Raw genomic sequence first — 12877 nt, forward strand, 5'->3', positions numbered from 1 at the left:
GTCAGCACGCGTCCGTTGGCCCACCCCGTCGCCCGCCGTGACATTCCGTTTGGGTTTTCGGACCGTCAACCGGAAGACTGCACCCGTGACGTCCCGTATCCCGCGCGACTCCAGGCTTCGACTCGTCCGACCGCGACCCCTGGCCGCCGCCCCCCGAGCGATGAACCAGCGGCGCTCGCGCCGCCCCGCACCCCGCCCGCCGGAGGGCACACCCGCCCCCGCCGAGCTGGCCCGAATGGCCAGATCCCGCCTGGCCGACGCGGCCCGCGTGGCCCACTGGGCCGACGCCGCCCTCGGCCCAGGCGGCGACGACGCGACCGCCGACGGCAAGGCCACCCTCTCGGAGACGACCGCGAAACGCGCCGCCGGCGATCTGGGCCTGACCGCCGCTCAGGTCCGCGCCGACTGGGACACCGCCCGCCTCGCCGGGCTCGTCGAGGTCCACGGCGACAGCGCGCGCCCCGGCTGGCGGCTGCGCGCCTGGGACCGGGACGACAGCGCCGTCCTGCGCGGCTGGGTCGCCCTCTTCGACGCCTGGTCGCTCGCCCACCCCGAGCCCCCGGACCACGAGCCCGCCGCCGTCGCCGAGGTCGTCTCGGCCATGCCCCAGGTGCTCTCCTTCCTGCAGTTGTCCGCCGGGCCCGTCCCGGTCGAGCAGCTCCTCGACCTGCTCCAGCAGCGCGTCACCGAGCTGCGCACCGAGCGCTGCGAGATCTCCTACGAGCCCGACCCCGAGGCCCCCACCAGCGCCGTGCCCGCCGCCGGCACCCCGGCCGCGGAACCGGTGCCCGACCTCGCGCCGCTGCTCGACTGGGCCCTGCACGCCCTCGCCTGTGTCGGCGCCCTCACCTACGGCGACGGCCAGGCCACCCTCACCCCGCTGGGCAGCTGGGCGGTGTGGGTCAAGCTGGAGCAGATCTGCGTGGCCGCGCAGAGCCCCGCCGGGAACATCGAGCAGGGCGCCGAGGACATGCTGCGCGGCTGCGCCCAGCTGCGCCCCAACGCGGCCCGCGCCGAATACCGCGCCTGGCTCGCCGCCCGGCCCGTCGGCGGCGCCGTCACCGAGCTCATCGACGCCGCCCGCGGCGAGGACGCCCTGCTGCGCGGACTCGCCTTCGAGGCGCTGCGCGTCGTCGGCGCGCCCGCCGAGGCGGACGTGCGCGCCGTCGTCGACGAGCCGACGCTCAGGCCGTACGCCCTGCTGTGGCTCGCCGAGCACGACGGGGCCGACCCGGAGGACGCCCACGAGGTCCTCACCCGTCAGGAGGCGACCTGGCTGTGGGTGGACACCGCCGCCGCCGTCGCCGACCACGGCGAGGCGCCGCTGCTCGTACGCCACCTGGAGTCCGCGGTCCAGCCCACCGTGCCCCAGCTGCTGGACGAGGTCCGCGCGGTCGGTCACCCGCGCACCGTGCAGGTCCTGGTCGCCCTCGCCGCCGCCCACCCCGACCCGGCCCTGGCCAAGGCCGTGCGCCGGGCCGCCTTCCAGGTGCACACCGGGGGGTAGCGCCGGCCCGGACGGCCGTCAGGCCCCGATGTCCGGGGCGTACGTCCCGAAACTCCAGATGTTGCCCTCGACGTCCCGGGCCATGTAGTCCCGCGAGCCGTACGGCTGGTCGGTCGGGGGCACCAGGATCTCCGCGTCGTGGTCCACGGCGCGTCGGTGGTGGGCGTCGACGTCGTCCACCACGACGTACACCCCCGTAGGGCCCGCCTCTCCCATCGCCTCCGCGAAGACGCCGTCCCGGCCCTTGGAGCCGAGCATCACCCCGCCGTTGCCGTGCACCAGCTCGGCGTGCAGGACCGTGCCGTCCGCACCCTCGTACAACGACAGTTCGGTGAAGCCGAAGGCCTCCGTGAGCTGTTTGATCGCCGCCTTCGCGTCCGTGTACAGCAGCGTCGGATAGACGCTCGGCCGCACACCGTCCGAGCCGGCCATGCCCACCACTCCCTCCGTCCGTCCGTCGTCCCCGCCTCGTCGTTCAGTCTGACACCGCCCGCCGCCACACCCCGGGAGCGCGGCAGCCGGAGCGGGAGCCGGTGGCGATCACGGGGGAGGGCGCCCGTGAAGGCGTACGACCGGAGAGCCGCGCGGACGGCGCTCACCCGGACGCCGTACGTCCGCGCGCGGACAAGTGATCGCGATCGTGATCCGGCACGCCGGCACGCCGGTTCGTCACGGACGCCGGCGGGCGTCGGCGCGGTACCGGCCTCCCGGCTCCCCGCGCGGCGAGGTACGCCCCGCGACCGGGACGTGCCGTACCTCACGGCGGATCCCGCTCGTCGCCCGGGACCGTGCGGGGTCCCCGGAACGCGCAGGTCGTCGCCGCCGGCGAGCCGGGCCGTACCGCCCCGGCCAACGGTTCGAACATCCGTGCGCAGAAAAAGCGCTTGCCCCGCCCCGTTAGACTTGGCCCATGGCCATTCTCCTCGCGCATTAGACGGCGGGAACGTCCTCAGCCGCCCATCCGCCACCTACCTCCGCCCTGGAGTCTGTCCGTGATCTCCGCCTCCGGTATCGAGCTGCGCGCCGGTGCCCGCATCCTGCTCGAGAACGCCACCTTCCGCGTCACCAAGGGCGACCGCATCGGCCTGGTCGGCCGCAACGGCGCCGGGAAGACCACCCTGACCAAGTGCCTCGCCGGCGAGGGCATCCCGGCCGCCGGTACCATCGCCCGCTCGGGTGAGGTCGGCTACCTGCCCCAGGACCCCCGCACCGGCGACCTCGACGTCCTCGCCCGCGACCGCATCCTCTCCGCGCGCGGTCTCGACGTACTGCTGCGCAAGATGCGCGAGAACGAGCAGCGGATCGCCAACGGTCAGGGCGCCACCCGGGAGAAGGCCCTGCGGCAGTACGAGCGCCAGGAGACGGAGTTCCTCACCAAGGGCGGATACGCCGCCGAGGCCGAGGCCGCCACCATCGCCGCCGCGCTCAACCTGCCCGACCGCGTGCTCGGCCAGCCGCTGCACACCCTCTCCGGCGGTCAGCGCCGCCGCATCGAGCTGGCCCGGATCCTGTTCTCCGACGCCGACACGCTGCTGCTCGACGAGCCGACCAACCACCTCGACGCCGACTCGATCATCTGGCTGCGGGACTACCTCAAGACCTACCGCGGCGGCTTCATCGTGATCTCCCACGACGTCGACCTGGTCGAGACGGTCGTCAACAAGGTCTTCTACCTGGACGCCAACCGCTCGACGATCGACGTCTACAACATGGGCTGGAAGCTCTACCAGCAGCAGCGCGAGGCCGACGAGAAGCGCCGCAAGCGGGAGCGCGCCAACGCCGAGAAGAAGGCCGCCGCGCTGCACTCCCAGGCCGACAAGATGCGCGCCAAGGCCACCAAGACGGTCGCCGCGCAGAACATGGCCCGCCGCGCGGACAAGCTGCTGGCCGGTCTGGACGCGGTCCGCCAGTCGGACAAGGTCGCCAAGCTCCGTTTCCCCGAGCCCGCGCCCTGCGGCAAGACCCCGCTGATGGCCGAGGGCCTGTCGAAGTCGTACGGCTCGCTGGAGATCTTCACCGACGTCGACCTGGCCATCGACAAGGGCTCCCGGGTGGTCATCCTCGGCCTCAACGGCGCGGGCAAGACCACCCTGCTCCGCCTCCTCGCGGGCGTCGAGCAGCCGGACACCGGCGCGGTCGTCCCCGGCCACGGCCTCAAGCTCGGTTACTACGCCCAGGAGCACGAGACCCTGGACGCCGACCGCACGGTCCTGGAGAACATGCGCTCGGCCGCCCCCGACATGGACCTCGTGGAGGTCCGCAAGGTGCTGGGCTCGTTCCTCTTCTCCGGTGACGACGTCGACAAGCCGGCCGGCGTGCTCTCCGGCGGCGAGAAGACCCGCCTGGCCCTCGCGACCCTGGTGGTGTCCTCGGCCAACGTGCTGCTCCTGGACGAGCCCACCAACAACCTCGACCCGGCCAGCCGTGAGGAGATCCTCGGCGCGCTGCGCACCTACAAGGGGGCCGTGGTGCTCGTCACCCACGACGAGGGCGCCGTCGAGGCGCTCCAGCCGGAGCGGATCATTCTGCTGCCGGACGGCGTCGAGGACCTGTGGGGCTCCGACTACGCGGACCTCGTCACCCTGGCGTGATCGGATGGATGATCCACTGCGTATGGATCATTCGGCCGATCCGTGATCCATCATCTGTGTGAGATTCCCTCGTATCGAGGTGTGTCCTACATCGATTTCGCGGCCGACTCCTCCATGACCGAGGGGTCGGCCGCTTCGCGTCTCTGACCTGCTGCTTCGTGAGTGAACCCGTTCGGCCGTACGGACGAACCCGTCTGGAATCATCAGTTCCGCTTGTGGGGATGTGCTCCTGTCGTCAAAACCGTGTCTCACGGACCTTGCCGAATGGGTGGCCATCGGGGCCCGGAGGGGTGATCATGAGGAGACCAGAGCGCACTTCCCATGAGGAGGCACGGGTGGCCGAGACTCTGAAGAAGGGCAGCCGGGTGACCGGCGCCGCGCGCGACAAGCTCGCGGCAGACCTGAAGAAGAAGTACGACTCCGGTGCGAGCATCCGGGCGCTGGCCGAGGAGACCGGCCGCTCGTATGGCTTCGTGCACCGGATGCTCAGTGAGTCGGGCGTCACGCTCCGTGGGCGTGGCGGTGCGACCAGGGGTAAAAAGGCCGCATCGTCCTGATCCGGGCGGCCCATCGGCTTCGATGGTGGCCACCCGGCCGGTCGGGCGATCGACCGGGTGGTTACTGTGCAGTCACTTAGCTGACCGCACGCATCGGAGGCGTCCCATGGCTTCGCCCGAGAAGGACCCTGTTCCCCCGGTTCCCCTGCTCGACCAGGACGGCGTACGACTCACCGTCGACGACGCGCTCGCCACGGTGACGCTGACCAACCCTGCCAAGCGCAACGTTCAGAGCCCCGCTCTGTGGCGGGCGCTGGCCGAGGCCGGCCGGCTGCTGCCGGGCTCCGTCCGGGCGGTCGTGCTGCGCGGTGAGGGCAAGTCCTTCTCCGCCGGGCTCGACCGGCAGATGTTCACCACCGAGGGGATCGAGGGCGAGCCGACCTTCGTCGACCTCGCGCGGCGTGCCGACGCCGAGCTCGACGCGACCATCGCCGGCTACCAGGAGGCGTTCACCTGGTGGCGGCGGAACGACATCGTGTCCGTCGCCGCCGTCCAAGGGCACGCCATCGGTGCCGGCTTCCAGCTGGCCCTCGCCTGCGACCTGCGCGTCGTCGCGCACGATGTGCAGTTCGCCATGCGCGAGACCAGCCTCGGCATCGTGCCCGACCTCACGGGGACGCACCCGCTGGTGGAACTGGTCGGGTACGCCAGGGCACTGGAGATCTGCGTGACCGGGCGGTTCGTGCAGGCCGAGGAGGCGGTGAGCTCGGGGCTCGCCAGTATCGCGGTGCCGGCGGAGGAACTCGACGGCACGGTCCGCGACTTCACGGCCGCGCTGCTGGCGGCACCCCGCGACGCGGTCGTGGAGACCAAGGCCCTGCTGCGCGGGGCGGCCGGCCGCACCTACGACGAACAGCGCGCCGCGGAGCGCCTGGCCCAGGCACGACGACTGAGGGACCTGGCCGGCCTCGGCGAATGAGCCGTACGCGCTCGGCCGACGGTTGTCACCGGCACGGCCGCCTCGGGTGGTCCCGCCGGGTCCGTGGTCCGGTGCGGGGCGCGGTCCGGTCGGGGCCGTCGCGCGTGTGTCGCGGAGTGCGCGGCGCGGGCGCGGCGGTGGGGGGCGTGGTCGGGCTCGGCGAATGAGCCGTACGCGTTCAGCCGACGGCCGTCACCAGCACGGCCACCGTCGGATGGTCCCGCAGCGCGTCCCCGACGGCCGCACGCACCTGCCGGGCCACGTCCAGGGTCCGGTACGCGGCGTCCACCGCCACCTCCACCCGGACGTGGCGGCGCGCGAGTGCGGACTCCTCCCGCCGTTCCTCGATGTGCACCGCCCGGCCCACGCCGCCCAGCGCGCCGGTCAGCCGGATCACGCCGGGCACGGAGAGGGCGGCCACGGCGGCCCGGGCCTCGTCGGCGTCCGCGGAATCCGGGGCCGGCGCGGTCGGCGCGAGGGGCTCCGCCTCGGGGGACGGGGCGGGCGGCTCCTCGTCGTCCAGCAGGCCGCTCACCCTGAGGTCCACCTCGGTGACCGCGAGGCCGACACCCTCCCCGGCGGCCGTCGCCAGGACCAGGCGCAGACGGGACGCCGTGTCCGGCAGGGGCACGGCCGCCGTGGCCGTGAAGTCGGCCGTCAGCCGGAGCGGACCCGGCGGCAGGGCACTCGGCGGCCGGGGCACCGCGGACTCCTCGGTGCCCCCCGGCCCGGCGGGTCCGAGCCGCAGCGTGCCCAGGTGCGCACCCGTCACGTCCCGCGCCGCCCGCAGCAGCAGCTCCGCCGCCGCCCTCTCCGTGATCCACGCGCCGTCCCGCGCGCCGCCCAGCGGAAGCAGCCTGCCGAGGCCCAGCTGCTGCCGTACCGCCCGTGCCCATCGCTCCGCCGTCATTGCTCCAGCCTGCCGTATCCCTGGAGCGGGCCGGCGCAAGCACACTTACGGTGGTCGAAGAAGGACGACCGAAGAGGACGTACGGCCATGACCGAGATGACGAATCAGGACTCGACGGCGGATCCCACGGGTGCCAAGGAGGTGTCCGAGACACCGGGGGCCCGCAGAGCGCAGCCGACCCGGCGCGGGACCGGGAGCCCCGCGACCCGAGGGCGGACCACCATCGCCGACGGGGTCGTGGAGAAGATCGCGGCGCTTGCCGCACGCGACGTGGTCGGTGTGCACGCGCTCGGCAGCGGACTCGCCCGGACCTTCGGCGCCGTGCGGGACCGGGTGCCCGGCAGCACGAAGTCGGTGACCCGCGGAGTGAAGGCCGAGGTCGGTGAGGTGCAGACCGCGCTCGACCTGGAGATCGTCGTGGACTACGGCGTGGCGATCTCCGACGTCGCGCACGCCGTGCGGGAGAACGTGATCACCGCGGTGGAGCGGATGACCGGGCTCGAGGTGGTCGAGGTCAACATCGCGGTGAGTGATGTCAAACTTCCGGAGGAAGAAGAAGAGGAGCCGGAGCCCCGGATCCAGTGACGCCCGGCGGTCCGGACAACGCACGGCTGAGAAGCTGAGGAGCGCACCATGAGCATGGCCGTGGTCGGCATGATCGCCGGGATGGCGCTGGGCTTCGCCGGGTACTTCGGCGGATTCGGTGCCTTCCTGCTGGTGGCCGCCTTGGGCGCCGTCGGGTTCGTCGTCGGCCGGTTCCTCGAGGGGGACCTGGAGCCCGGCGATCTCTTCCGCACCCGGGACGACCGGCGCGAACGGCGGCGGTGACCTCCGTGAGCGGCGGTACCGCCGAGGCGCGTGCCCCCGTGACCGTCGTGGCGCCCGGCGAGCGCGGCTCCCTGCGGATCGCCGACGGGGTCGTCGCGAAGATCGCGGCCCAGGCGGCACGCGAGGCGCTCGGCCCGCTGGCCGGGCAGGCGGACCCGCCCCGTGCCACCGTCGTCGTCCACCACGGCACCGTCCGGGTCCGGGTCCACCTGGAGCTCGGCTACCCGGCCGACATCCCCGCCCGCTGCCGGGCGGTGCGTCGCCGGGTCGCCGAGCGGGTGACCGCGTTGGCGGGAATGGAGGTGCCGGAGGTCGCCGTCCGGGTGGAGCGGCTGCACCCGGCGCATGCGCAGGGGACTGCACAGGGGAGGACCCGATGAGCGAACCCCCGGGGACCGACGGCACCACCCAGCCGCTGCCGGTCGTCATGGAGAAGGCGGAGCGGACGTCCCCACCGGCACAGGCGCCTCCGCCGGTGGCGGACGGCGGACGCGACGGCCGCTTCTGGTCGGCCCGCCGCGTGCCCGCGGGCATCGTCGCCGCACTCCTCCTGCTCGGCGCGGGCGTCTTCCTCTACGACATCGCCGCCGTCCGCGCCCACCGGCCCGCCATGAGCTGGCGCCCCGCCCTGGCCCGGCAGCTCGCCGAACGGCAGCTCGACGACACCTGGGTGCTGACCGGCGCGGGCGTCGCCCTGGCCCTCGGCCTCTGGCTCCTCGTGCTCGCGGTCACCCCCGGACTGCGGGACCTCCTGCCGATGCGGCGCCCGCATCCCGACGTGCGCGCCGGTCTGGAGCGCGCGGCGGCCGCCCTGGTGCTGCGCGACCGGGCCATGGAGATCTCGGGCGTACGGTCGGTGCGGGTGCGGATGGGCCGCAGGAAGGCCGACGTCCGCGCCGTCTCGCACTTCCGCGACCTCGACGACGTACGCGCCGACCTGGACACCGCGCTCACCGCGGCCGTACAGGGCCTCGGCCTGACCCGGCCGCCCGCGCTGTCGGTGCGCGTCGGCCGTCCCGGACGGAAGGGGTGAGGACGGTGCTCAGGGCCGTCGACCGCACGCTCACGGGACTGGTCGGGCTGCTGCTGATCGCCCTCGGCGGCTCGGTGCTGGCCGTCGGACTCGGCGTCCGGCCGCCCTCCTGGTGGATCCACACCGGCCGGCACGACGTGCTGCTCAGCCACGCCGAGCGGACGCGCTGGCAGGACGCCGGCTGGTGGTGGCCGGCCGTCCTCGCCGCGCTCGCCCTCCTGGTCCTGCTCGCCCTGTGGTGGCTGACGGCGGTACTGCGCCGCCGCCGGCTCGCCGAGGTGCTCGTCGACACCGGCGACGGCGAGGGCGCCCTGCTGCGCGGCCGGGCCCTGGAAGGCGTCCTGGCCGCCGACGCGGAACGCCAGGAAGGCGTGGCCCACACCCATCTGCTGCTGACCGGCCGGCGTACGGCTCCCCGGGTACGGGTGTGGCTGCGGCTGGAGCCCGACGTCGATCCCGGAACCGTCCTGCACGAGCTGACGGCGCAGGCGCTGGCCCGCGCACGCGAGTCGGCGGGACTGGCGGGGCTCCCGGCGGAGGTGCGCCTGCGGACGGTCGGGCACAAGGCGGAACGGGTGACCTGAGACGTTCAGAACCCGTGCCGCGTCCCGCCGTCGACGGGCAGCATGATCCCCGTCAGGTAGGACGCGGCCGGGGACAGCAGGAACGCGGCCACCCGGCCGAACTCCTCGGGCGTCCCGTACCGCCGCAGCGGAATCCGCGACTCGTTGGCGGCCCTGGTGGCCTCCGGGTCCGCCGACATCCCGTCCAGTTCGCGCACGCGGTCCGTGTCGATGCGCGAGGGGAGCAGCCCCACCACCCGGATCCCGCGCGGACCCAGCTCGTCCGCGAGGGACTTGGCGAACCCGGCGAGCCCCGGCCGCAGCCCGTTGGAGACGGTCAGCCCAGGAATCGGCTCGTGCACCGAACCGGACAGCACGAACGCGATGACCCCGCCCGGCTCCAGCTCCCCGGCCGCCGCGCGGGCCAGCCGCACCGCGCCCAGGAACACCGACTCGAACGCCTCCCGCCACTGCTCGTCCGTGTTGTCGGCGACGAACCCCGGCGGCGGCCCGCCGACGCTGATCAGGACGCCGTCGAAGCGGCCGAAGCGCTCGCGGGCGGTCGCGATCAGCCGCTCGGCGGCCTGCGGGTCGGCGTTGTCGACGGCCGTACCGGCCGCGTTCGGGCCCAGCCCGGCCGCCGCGTCGGCGACCCGCTTCCCGTCCCGGCCCGTGACGACCACCTTCGCCCCGTCGGCGACGAGCTCGCGCGCGGCGGCGTGGCCCAGGCCGCGCGTGGCCCCGGTGACGACGTACACCCGGTCCTTCAGTCCAAGATCCATGCCCCCTATCCTGCCTCGTCGCTCCCGAACAGGGCGAGGGCGGTGTTGACCAGCCCGATGTGGCTGAACGCCTGCGGGAAGTTGCCCAGCTGGCAGCCGGCCACCGGGTCGTACTCCTCGGACAGCAGCCCCACGTCGTTGGCGACGCCCACCAGCCGTTCGAACAGCTGACGGGCCTCCTTCGTCCGGCCCGTCATGTGCAGGGCGTCCGCGAGCCAGAACGAGCACGCCAGGAAGACCCCCTCCTCGCCGGGCATCCCGTCGACGGCCGTGTCGCCGGTGTCGTACCGGCGCACGAAACCGCCCTGCCCGAGTCCGGCGCGGACGGCGTCGACCGTGCCGATCACCCGCGGGTCGTCGGGCGGCAGGAAGCCGACCCGCGGGATGAGCAGCACGGCCGCGTCGAGTTCACGCGAGCCGTAGAACTGTGTGAAGGTCCGCCGCTCGGGGTCGTAGCCCTTCTCGCACACCTCCCGGTGCACCTCGTCGCGGAGCGTGCGCCAGCCGTCGAGGTCGCCGTGCAGTTCGGGGTGCTCCTCCAGGGTGCGCACCGCACGGTCGGCGGCCACCCACACCATCACCTTGGAGTGCACGAACTGCCGCCGTCCGCCGCGCACCTCCCACAGGCCCTCGTCCGGCTGCCGCCACGCCGAGCGCAGGAACTCCAGCAGCACGGCCTGCAACGACCAGATGTGCGCCTCCGGCGGCAGGCCCGCGTGCCGGGCCAGCGACAGCGAGTCCATGACCTCGCCGTACACGTCCAGCTGGAGCTGCCTGACGGCTTCGTTGCCGATCCGTACGGGCGCCGAACCGGCGAACCCGGGCAGCCAGGGCAGTTCGAACTCGGGCAGCCGGCGCTCACCGGCGAGGCCGTACATGATCTGCAGGTCCGCCGGGTCGCCCGCGACCGCGCGCACCAGCCAGTCGCGCCAGGCCTCCGCCTCCTCGTGGTAGCCCACGGCCAGCAGGGCGCCGAGGGTGAGGGTGGAGTCGCGCAGCCAGCAGTAGCGGTAGTCCCAGTTGCGCACGCCCCCCGGTTCCTCCGGGAGCGAGGTGGTGGCCGCGGCGACGATGCCTCCGGTCGGCGCGTAGGTGAGGGCCTTGAGGGTGATCAGGGAGCGGACGACCGCGTCCCGGTACGGCCCCCGGTAGCGGCAGCGGGAAGCCCAGCGCCGCCAGTCCCGGACACTGTCCCGCAGGGAGCCGTACGGGTCGATGAGGGGCGGGCGCGGCTGGTGCGAGGGGTGCCAGGTGAGCACGAACGCGACCCGCTCGCCCGCCGTGACGGTGAACTCCGAGTGCGTGCCGAAGTCCTCGCCCCAGGTGCGCACCGCCGGTTCGCTGCGCAGCCACACCGAGTCCGGCCCCGCGACGGCGACCCGGTGGCCGTCGGACCGGCGCATCCACGGCACGACCGAGCCGTAGTCGAAGCGCAGGCGCAGGGTGCTGCGGACGGTGACCCGGCCGGAGAGGCCCTCGACGACGCGTACGAGGTCGGGCGCGCGGTCGCGCTGCGGCATCAGGTCCGTGACCCGGACCGAGCCCTGCGGGGTGTCCCACTCGGTGTCGAGGACGAGGGTGTCGCGGCGGTAGGCGCGGCGGGTGCAGGGGCCGGCCCCGGCGGGGGCGATCCTCCAGTGACCGTGCTCCTCGTCGCCCAGCAGCCTGGCGAAGCAGGCGGCGGAGTCGAAGCGGGGCAGGCACAGCCAGTCGACGGAGCCGTCCCGGCCGATCAGGGCCGCGGTCTGCTCGTCGCCGATGAGGGCGTAGTCCTCGATGCGCGGATGCACGGGTTTCGGGATTCCCGGTGGGCCGCGGCCACAATCAGCCGGCTGGTCCGGGAAGGTGACCGCGCGCGGCGGTGGGACCGCTCCCCGACGGGCCGGCGGCGGTGCTCACACCGCGGCGGTCGCCGGCTCCTCGCTCGGTTGCCCGTCCGCCTCCGCCCGGGACCGCTGCTCGCGGCGGACCAGGACGAACCAGCCGTACGGGACGCCCGCGGCGAACAGCCACCACTGGATCATGTACGCGTAGTTCAGCGGCGCGTCTTCCTTGCCGGGGTCGGAGAGCAGCTCGGGCGTGTCGCCCCTGGGCTCCGGAGCGGTCTGCTGGATGTAGCCGCCGAGCACCCGGGCGTTCAGCCGCCGGGCCTGCTGCTCGCTGTTGATCAGCATGATCTGCCGGTCCGGCAGCCCCTCGACCTCCTTGATGCCGCTGGCCGCCGTCGTCTCGTCGGCCATCAGCCGCCCGGTGACGGTGACCCGGCCCGCGGGCGGTGCGGGGATCTTCGGGAAGGCGGTCTGGGCTCCGTCCGCCGGGATCCAGCCGCGGTTGACCAGCAGCACCTTGCCGTCCGCCAGCACGAGCGGCGTCAGCACGTGGAAGCCGACCTCGTCGTCGGCGTTCACACGACGCCGGACGACCACTTCGTGCGCGGTGTCGAAGGTGCCGGTCGCGGTGACCCTGTGGTACTTCTCGGTGCGGGTGACGGCGTGCCCCGGGGAGGTCAGCCGTTCCACGGGCACCGGACGGGCCGCCAGCGCCTCGGCGACCAGCTGGTTGCGGGTACTGCGCATCTCGTACCGGTGCTGCTGCCAGAAACCCAGCCAGATCATGGTGGGGATCAGCAGCAGGGCCACCAGGGTGAGGATCACCCACTGGCGGGTCAGCAGGAAGCGGTAGCGGTGCACCCCACGACCGTACAACTCGGTCGAGGGGTGCGAACGCGCGGGTACCGGGTCACACGTTGTCGACGATGCCCACCTTCCCCTCCGAGCGCGCGCAGTGGGCGCCGCAGTAGAAGTGACCGTCGGCCTCGACACCCTGGCCGATGATCTGCACCCGGCAGTGTTCGCACAGCGGCGCCATGCGGTGGATCGCGCAGGAGAAGCAGTCGAAGACGTGCACAGCGCCCTGGGCGTGCACCTCGAAGGTCATACCGTAGTCATTGCCGCAGACTTCACATCTCGCCATGCGCCTCAGGGTGAGCCGTCGTCGCCGCCCGGGCGAGCCGCCGCCGGGCGAGTCGCGCGGCAATCACCCGTCCGTACGGTCACCCGTCCGTACGGTCACCCGTCCGTGCGACCACTCCTTCGTGTGATCACCGCTTCGTGCGGTCACCCCTTCGTCAGGTCACCCCTTCGTGCGGTCTCCGCTTCGTGCGGTCACCCTTTCGTGTGGTCCGCCG

General features: G+C 73.4%; 15 protein-coding genes. 9 read left to right on the forward strand and 6 right to left on the reverse strand.

Going from position 1 to position 12877, the window contains the following annotated elements:
- The first annotated feature begins 160 nt into the window (after positions 1-160).
- Complete coding sequence (locus ABZX30_RS18395; RefSeq protein WP_355934745.1) at positions 161-1507, forward strand: hypothetical protein; 1347 nt, start codon at positions 161-163, stop codon at positions 1505-1507.
- 18 nt (positions 1508-1525) lie between these two features.
- Here ABZX30_RS18395 and ABZX30_RS18400 read toward each other — a convergent pair whose 3' ends face one another.
- The gene (locus tag ABZX30_RS18400) at positions 1526-1939 is read right to left on the reverse strand and encodes a VOC family protein (RefSeq protein ID WP_355934633.1); all 414 of its coding nucleotides are present in this window, start codon (positions 1937-1939) and stop codon (positions 1526-1528) included.
- Between the two features lie 560 nt (positions 1940-2499).
- Between ABZX30_RS18400 and ABZX30_RS18405 the strand changes: the two genes are divergently transcribed.
- The 3 genes from ABZX30_RS18405 to ABZX30_RS18415 all read left to right on the forward strand — a co-directional run bounded on the left by ABZX30_RS18405 (position 2500) and on the right by ABZX30_RS18415 (position 5574).
- A complete protein-coding gene (locus ABZX30_RS18405) occupies positions 2500-4098 on the forward strand; it encodes an ABC-F family ATP-binding cassette domain-containing protein (RefSeq protein WP_355934635.1) in 1599 nt (532 codons plus the stop codon).
- Positions 4099-4433: 335 nt separating this feature from the next.
- Positions 4434-4655 carry a helix-turn-helix domain-containing protein gene (locus ABZX30_RS18410; protein ID WP_004002281.1) on the forward strand — a complete coding sequence of 74 codons (222 nt, stop codon included), beginning with the start codon at positions 4434-4436 and terminating at the stop codon, positions 4653-4655.
- Positions 4656-4761: 106 nt separating this feature from the next.
- On the forward strand, positions 4762-5574 hold the full coding sequence (locus ABZX30_RS18415) for an enoyl-CoA hydratase/isomerase family protein (protein WP_355934637.1): 813 nt from the start codon (positions 4762-4764) through the stop codon (positions 5572-5574).
- A gap of 178 nt (positions 5575-5752) precedes the next feature.
- Here ABZX30_RS18415 and ABZX30_RS18420 read toward each other — a convergent pair whose 3' ends face one another.
- On the reverse strand, positions 5753-6484 hold the full coding sequence (locus ABZX30_RS18420) for a nucleopolyhedrovirus P10 family protein (protein WP_355934639.1): 732 nt from the start codon (positions 6482-6484) through the stop codon (positions 5753-5755).
- A gap of 87 nt (positions 6485-6571) precedes the next feature.
- On the opposite strand from ABZX30_RS18420, the gene ABZX30_RS18425 reads away from it, so the two are divergent.
- Genes ABZX30_RS18425 through amaP form a run of 5 tightly spaced genes read left to right on the forward strand, consistent with a single transcriptional unit; the run spans position 6572 to position 8929 of the window.
- A complete protein-coding gene (locus tag ABZX30_RS18425) occupies positions 6572-7069 on the forward strand; it encodes an Asp23/Gls24 family envelope stress response protein (RefSeq protein WP_355934640.1) in 498 nt (165 codons plus the stop codon).
- A 48-nt stretch (positions 7070-7117) separates the two neighbouring features.
- Positions 7118-7312: a hypothetical protein gene (locus ABZX30_RS18430; protein ID WP_355934642.1), complete on the forward strand. Its 195-nt coding sequence runs from the start codon at positions 7118-7120 to the stop codon at positions 7310-7312.
- Positions 7309-7692, forward strand: a complete 384-nt coding sequence (locus ABZX30_RS18435; RefSeq protein WP_355934644.1) for an Asp23/Gls24 family envelope stress response protein — start codon at positions 7309-7311, stop codon at positions 7690-7692. The genes ABZX30_RS18430 and ABZX30_RS18435 overlap by 4 nt, the downstream gene beginning before the upstream one ends.
- Positions 7689-8345: a DUF6286 domain-containing protein gene (locus tag ABZX30_RS18440; RefSeq protein WP_355934645.1), complete on the forward strand. Its 657-nt coding sequence runs from the start codon at positions 7689-7691 to the stop codon at positions 8343-8345. The genes ABZX30_RS18435 and ABZX30_RS18440 overlap by 4 nt, the downstream gene beginning before the upstream one ends.
- Positions 8342-8929, forward strand: coding sequence for an alkaline shock response membrane anchor protein AmaP (amaP, locus tag ABZX30_RS18445; RefSeq protein ID WP_355934647.1), 588 nt, complete (start codon positions 8342-8344; stop codon positions 8927-8929). The genes ABZX30_RS18440 and amaP overlap by 4 nt, the downstream gene beginning before the upstream one ends.
- A 5-nt stretch (positions 8930-8934) precedes the next feature.
- Here the strand turns inward: amaP and ABZX30_RS18450 are convergent, their stop codons facing one another.
- The 4 genes from ABZX30_RS18450 to ABZX30_RS18465 form a co-directional block, all read right to left on the reverse strand.
- Positions 8935-9690 (reverse strand): SDR family oxidoreductase, encoded by a 756-nt coding sequence (locus ABZX30_RS18450; protein WP_355934649.1) that lies wholly within the window; start codon positions 9688-9690, stop codon positions 8935-8937.
- 5 nt (positions 9691-9695) lie between these two features.
- A complete protein-coding gene (locus ABZX30_RS18455) occupies positions 9696-11480 on the reverse strand; it encodes a glycoside hydrolase family 15 protein (protein ID WP_355934651.1) in 1785 nt (594 codons plus the stop codon).
- Positions 11481-11585: 105 nt separating this feature from the next.
- The gene (locus ABZX30_RS18460; RefSeq protein WP_355934653.1) at positions 11586-12380 is read right to left on the reverse strand and encodes an SURF1 family protein; all 795 of its coding nucleotides are present in this window, start codon (positions 12378-12380) and stop codon (positions 11586-11588) included.
- A 49-nt stretch (positions 12381-12429) separates the two neighbouring features.
- Positions 12430-12663, reverse strand: coding sequence for a hypothetical protein (locus ABZX30_RS18465; protein ID WP_355934655.1), 234 nt, complete (start codon positions 12661-12663; stop codon positions 12430-12432).
- Between the last annotated feature and the right edge of the window lie 214 nt (positions 12664-12877).

Source organism: Streptomyces sp. NPDC004542, from assembly GCF_040610035.1.
Lineage (GTDB): Bacteria > Actinomycetota > Actinomycetes > Streptomycetales > Streptomycetaceae > Streptomyces.

Bases quoted from the DNA above. Each gene is read 5' to 3' on its own strand.
- ABZX30_RS18425 (WP_355934640.1), top strand. From the start codon at position 6,572: ATGACCGAGATGACGAATCAGGACTCGACGGCGGATCCCACGGGTGCC.
- ABZX30_RS18430 (WP_355934642.1), top strand. From the start codon at position 7,118: ATGAGCATGGCCGTGGTCGGCATGATCGCCGGGATGGCGCTGGGCTTC.
- ABZX30_RS18400 (WP_355934633.1), bottom strand. From the start codon at position 1,939: ATGGCCGGCTCGGACGGTGTGCGGCCGAGCGTCTATCCGACGCTGCTG.
- ABZX30_RS18465 (WP_355934655.1), bottom strand. From the start codon at position 12,663: ATGGCGAGATGTGAAGTCTGCGGCAATGACTACGGTATGACCTTCGAG.
- ABZX30_RS18440 (WP_355934645.1), top strand. From the start codon at position 7,689: ATGAGCGAACCCCCGGGGACCGACGGCACCACCCAGCCGCTGCCGGTC.
- ABZX30_RS18395 (WP_355934745.1), top strand. From the start codon at position 161: ATGAACCAGCGGCGCTCGCGCCGCCCCGCACCCCGCCCGCCGGAGGGC.
- ABZX30_RS18420 (WP_355934639.1), bottom strand. From the start codon at position 6,484: ATGACGGCGGAGCGATGGGCACGGGCGGTACGGCAGCAGCTGGGCCTC.
- ABZX30_RS18450 (WP_355934649.1), bottom strand. From the start codon at position 9,690: ATGGATCTTGGACTGAAGGACCGGGTGTACGTCGTCACCGGGGCCACG.
- ABZX30_RS18415 (WP_355934637.1), top strand. From the start codon at position 4,762: ATGGCTTCGCCCGAGAAGGACCCTGTTCCCCCGGTTCCCCTGCTCGAC.